Here is a 4,541-nt window from a genome sequence, read left to right on the forward strand (position 1 = left end):
TCACTGATTAACCAGTGTTTATCCAAACCTATATTCTCATGGAATTGTTCAAAATCATGTAATCGTGAATAATAATTAAAGTATTTGTGGAAATCTGGATCATGCACCATATCCATACGTTCGGCTATGATATCATCATATTTATGATAATCTGTTACTGATTCCGTGAACTTGAATTCCGTATTTTTTAGGTATCCTTCTATTCTATGGTGTACGTTGCTTAGGTTTTCTAGGCCATAGTATTTGAATTCTGGTTCAGTGTAATATTTTCTCATGGATTCGGTTTCTGCTAGTCTCCAATCGGCTCTTTGCAACCAACCGTAAGCATTTTTATATTCTTCACTATGCACTGTTTTACAGAATCCTTTATGTTTTGTGGGGAATACTTCCTCGATTTCATTATAAATTGCACTTGTTATTTTTGAATAGTATTTAACCATTTCTTTGAATGGTATTAATTGCACCTGCTCCATACGTTTAATCCTCCTCGTTTATTTTAATACTTGGGTCTTTGATATGTATTTTTAAACTCCCATCAAAGTCATAATCTAATTCTCCAATAGGGAATCCTATTGGTACATTGTTGATGTATATATGCACATCACAGTCTTGGTCTGTGTCCATGCAGTATCCTAGTAACTCTCTAACATGTATATTTTCTGTCATTTTATCCTCCATTTGTCTTTTATTATTAACCGCCAATCGTTTAGTAATTTGATTAATTGTTTAACATGCCATTTATTATTCAAATCTAATTGCCGACCGGTTTCAACATCAATAATACTAATATAATCATCATTGACTTTCATCTGGAATTTATCATCATCCATCCAACCGCCTCCTTGGTTTGAAATGATATTTACTATCGGCTGTGCGATGTTTTATTAAAGTGCAGCCTTCTTCTAAATCAGACTCGAACCATAAATCTAAATCATCCACACTGTACCATTCCCTGTGCAATCCTTTAGGGTATATGCTATGTATTAGATTCATCCTGCAATCCATTAAATCTAAACCAGTACATTTTTGATTTAGGTAAATTAAACATCGGCATTTAAATGTCATAATCAATACTCTCTTTCAGATTTTGATTGAATATTCAACCTTTCTAATATACTGGGTAATTGGTTAATATCCCAGCCACATTTTTTTAACTCCTCAACAATAGCTTCAGCTTCTTTTTTATCCTTATAAGTGCCGAAATAACAGTTTTCACCATCACTAGTTTTATTTATGGAATATGCTTTACTTTTAGTCCGTGTAATATACTTGTATTCCCCAGTATGATATTTTCTGTTTCGTTGGATTCTGAATAAATCTGATAGGGAAATGTCATATTTTTCTAGGACATCTTCTAAAGGTTGATTTTTCAAATCTTTTAATAATTTATCTACTGGGATCATAATTTTCGGACTGATTTTATACCTAGTTTGTCTCGGATGTTGGGTAGTTGGTTGCGGTCCCAATCAACTTTTTTCAATTCCTCGACAACAAGCTGGGCTTCTTCTTCAGTGGCATATGTGCCGTAACTCATTTTTCTACCTTTAACAGTTTTAGCTACACGATACCTTTTCCAGATACGGTCATAATAATAATTCTTAGTCATATAAAGATTCCCCATTTATTAAGAATTGCGTGTCCTTGGTAATCTGTAATCGTAATTTGCGATGATTCATTGTTTCTAAGATTAATGTTTCACCATTACCTTTCCAGGCACGATTAATATGTATACCATTCAATTCAACATCATAATCTTCTCCGATTATCCGTATCTCCGAATGATATAAATCATAAGGGGTTTTACTCTCATATTCCTTTAAAAATTGTTCTATTTGACTCATAGATAATTCATCTCGGCTTTTTTCTTTGGGTTTTTTCTATTCAATTAATACGGCCATGTAGAAAATTCTTTGAAAAGTTCTTCCACAAGGATTTTCTATTAAATCTTATAGAAATGTATTCGATTGTATAGAAAATCTTTACGAAGTTTCTCACTATCATTTTTCTACATCCCCTTATTTTGTTTAATAGAAAATCTTTGAAAAGTTTATCCGTACAAATTTTCTATTCCCCGTCTTTCAGGAGTGTAGAAAATCTTTGAAAACTTTCTTATTAAGAATTTTCTATTAAACAGTATAGAAATCTATTCAAAAACATAGAAAATCTTTGAAAAGTTCCCTATACCTGAATTTTCTATTCAATTAATAGAAATCTTTATTTTATCTTTAACTCGTAACATATGCAGTAATTATTAGTTTCAGAGGTATAATGCTCTAAACTAAAATCATCGAAATGTTCATTGACTTCATGAGTTACTGATTCAACTCTCAGACCGTATTCCTCGGCGAATCGGAATATTAACTCATCAGATATCCTCTCACCACCAGGTTTAAAGTAATCCTCGACGAGCAAATATTTACCACCATCTTTAAATTCAATGATGAAACAATGATTATCTTCTTTTTTACAGTTATCGTAGAGATATTTCTCCATTTCCTTTGTTAAGGTTTGATTTAAATATGTTACGAAACCATTATATAAATGATATAATCTTAATTTTTCTTTAGAAGATCTGTCTTTAAATTCCTCCTCAAATGGATGAGACATCCTCAATCACCTATCCCCTCTACGAGCTCTTTGACTAATTGTCTTCGCATACCGGATTTAAAATCTTCCCTTTCCATATATGCTTTTAGATAATCCGCTGTTAATTTCTGTTTTTCTCGATAATTAGTTTCGTTATCCAGTTTTTCGGATAATTCTTTAACTTTATCATCTATAACAATATACTTTTCACATAAATGTCTCAAATGCATATGTTTAATCCTCCAGTATCACATTATTTGATATTTTATTTACAGTATTCCAGTAAGCTTTTTCTAATGCTCCTTCTTTGAGTATGAGGAATGATGGGTTTACTTCACCGCTACGGGATTTGCCAGCGCATACGCAATCAACAATCATTTCCAAACAATCAATTAAATCAACATCATCTGGTACATTAGCATTAATATGATGTCTCTCTAAAGTGGTATGTGTCTTGTACCATTCACGGCTTTTAAAATCAGGAGTATCTAATCTCTCCAATGTATCGTTAGCGAAATCCTGGAAGTATTTCTTTTTGGTCCAGTCATGGATTTCCCCTCTTTTCATAAGAATTTTAGCTAATTCATACATCACTCGACAGACATCCTGTTGATGTTGTGTTGTTTCAGCGTATAATTCTTCTTGATTAGTGTATCCGTAATCAGGATTGTTGGTTTTCTTGATTTTTATCTTCCTCATCATTAATAACCTCATTTATTTTAAAGGAACTCATTAAATATCTTTCAGCTACAGTTTTCTGTAACTCCAGAGTATTCAAATATTTACGGGCTTCATCAAGTTTATTTAAGATTAATATATACTCCTGCGCCCAATCAACTAAGTGATTCTGTGTGTTAACTAACTCTAAATCAACACACATATGCTCCAGTAATCTTTTCTCCTCGGAACGTGCTTGTTTCCATTCAAACATTTCCCTTTCAAAATCATTACTCATAATCCCTTATACTCCTATAGTCGCATACTTAAATAATCCATTTTCAACATATTCTTCATTAATTGCTTTACTGGAAACACGATATGCTTTACGAGTCTGATTATCCATTGTGATTAATATGAACTCTGATTTAATAACATCCTCATTAACCGTAACAGTAATAATGAAATCAGCTTTATCTAAATATTTACCGTCGATTTCAAAGTAATGTTTAGCATCTAATATTTCAAAGGCCATGACCTTTTTATCAGTACTAACATCTATTATTAGGTTAGGATTAACTTCTAGTGAAACCTCATAATTATAATCTTCGTTAACTCTTAAGGTTAATGAGTCCACTTCAGAGTCATAATTATACTTTAACTGAATAATATCATTATTTGACATTAAAACCCTCTTATTCGGTCTCTTCTAATCTTGGTGCGAGCAGAAAACTCATTTCTCCATCATCGGAGACTAGTTTGAATTTTAATGTTAATGGCATGTCAGTACCTAAAGCAACTTCTACAATGTCACTGAATTTACTGGCCTTAAACATTTCCTGTAATTTCGGCACACTGTAACAGGATTTAACAACTTCCAGTATATTATCACCATGGAGATATGCTACTTCTGCATCACCAAATTCTCCATCAGTGATTGCTTTAAAGTAATTCTCATCAACCATAAAGTATACTTTTTCACTGAATAATGCCATGTCTTTTAAACATTCATTAACCAATTCACTTGGAACCTCAACACTTACAGGTGGATTTAATGCAGGTGGTTGTGGACTTTCATATTCAATATCAATCAAACGGATTTTGAATTCACGGTCAACATCACCAGTGAACTTAATAATAACATTACCCTCATCACTAGACAAAGTTAATGTATCATTACCTTTTGCTCTTTTCAATATTTTCATGAATTCATCAGTATCAATAGTGATTTTATCCGGTACAGTGCATTCAAACTCATCAAATACAGTTGGTTTCAAATCAAGGCCACAAAATACTAT

Annotated in this window: 13 protein-coding genes; all 13 read right to left on the reverse strand. The window is 32.2% G+C overall.

From position 1 onward, the window contains the following. Positions 1–473, reverse strand: a 473-nt coding sequence (locus ACJROP_RS05810; RefSeq protein WP_406534541.1) for a hypothetical protein, incomplete at its 3' end; no start/stop codon positions are given. Positions 474–477: 4 nt separating this feature from the next. Continuing rightward, positions 478–666, reverse strand: coding sequence for a hypothetical protein (locus tag ACJROP_RS05815; protein WP_406534542.1), 189 nt, complete (start codon positions 664–666; stop codon positions 478–480). Beyond that, positions 663–830, reverse strand: a complete 168-nt coding sequence (locus ACJROP_RS05820; protein ID WP_406534543.1) for a hypothetical protein — start codon at positions 828–830, stop codon at positions 663–665. The genes ACJROP_RS05815 and ACJROP_RS05820 overlap by 4 nt, the downstream gene beginning before the upstream one ends. Continuing rightward, entirely contained in the window at positions 823–1,065 is a 243-nt protein-coding gene (locus tag ACJROP_RS05825; RefSeq protein WP_406534544.1) for a hypothetical protein, read from the reverse strand. The genes ACJROP_RS05820 and ACJROP_RS05825 overlap by 8 nt, the downstream gene beginning before the upstream one ends. Before the next feature lie 2 nt (positions 1,066–1,067). Next, on the reverse strand, positions 1,068–1,403 hold the full coding sequence (locus ACJROP_RS05830; protein ID WP_406534545.1) for a hypothetical protein: 336 nt from the start codon (positions 1,401–1,403) through the stop codon (positions 1,068–1,070). Beyond that, positions 1,400–1,606: a hypothetical protein gene (locus ACJROP_RS05835; RefSeq protein WP_406534546.1), complete on the reverse strand. Its 207-nt coding sequence runs from the start codon at positions 1,604–1,606 to the stop codon at positions 1,400–1,402. The genes ACJROP_RS05830 and ACJROP_RS05835 overlap by 4 nt, the downstream gene beginning before the upstream one ends. After that, positions 1,599–1,841: a hypothetical protein gene (locus tag ACJROP_RS05840; protein WP_406534547.1), complete on the reverse strand. Its 243-nt coding sequence runs from the start codon at positions 1,839–1,841 to the stop codon at positions 1,599–1,601. Before ACJROP_RS05840 ends, ACJROP_RS05835 begins: the two co-directional genes overlap by 8 nt. Positions 1,842–2,214: 373 nt before the next feature. Beyond that, the gene (locus ACJROP_RS05845; RefSeq protein WP_406534548.1) at positions 2,215–2,607 is read right to left on the reverse strand and encodes a hypothetical protein; all 393 of its coding nucleotides are present in this window, start codon (positions 2,605–2,607) and stop codon (positions 2,215–2,217) included. Positions 2,608–2,609: 2 nt separating this feature from the next. Then, a complete protein-coding gene (locus ACJROP_RS05850; RefSeq protein WP_406534549.1) occupies positions 2,610–2,816 on the reverse strand; it encodes a hypothetical protein in 207 nt (68 codons plus the stop codon). Between the two features lie 4 nt (positions 2,817–2,820). Continuing rightward, positions 2,821–3,288: a DUF5662 family protein gene (locus ACJROP_RS05855; protein WP_406534550.1), complete on the reverse strand. Its 468-nt coding sequence runs from the start codon at positions 3,286–3,288 to the stop codon at positions 2,821–2,823. Next, positions 3,248–3,541, reverse strand: a complete 294-nt coding sequence (locus ACJROP_RS05860; RefSeq protein WP_406534551.1) for a hypothetical protein — start codon at positions 3,539–3,541, stop codon at positions 3,248–3,250. The genes ACJROP_RS05855 and ACJROP_RS05860 overlap by 41 nt, the downstream gene beginning before the upstream one ends. A 6-nt stretch (positions 3,542–3,547) precedes the next feature. Next, complete coding sequence (locus tag ACJROP_RS05865) at positions 3,548–3,928, reverse strand: DUF2283 domain-containing protein (protein ID WP_406534552.1); 381 nt, start codon at positions 3,926–3,928, stop codon at positions 3,548–3,550. A 10-nt stretch (positions 3,929–3,938) separates the two neighbouring features. Beyond that, on the reverse strand, positions 3,939–4,541 hold a 603-nt coding region (locus tag ACJROP_RS05870; RefSeq protein WP_406534553.1), incomplete at its 5' end, for a DNA polymerase sliding clamp.

Source organism: Methanobrevibacter sp., from assembly GCF_045220775.1.
In the GTDB taxonomy this organism is placed as follows: Archaea; Methanobacteriota; Methanobacteria; order Methanobacteriales; family Methanobacteriaceae; genus Methanocatella.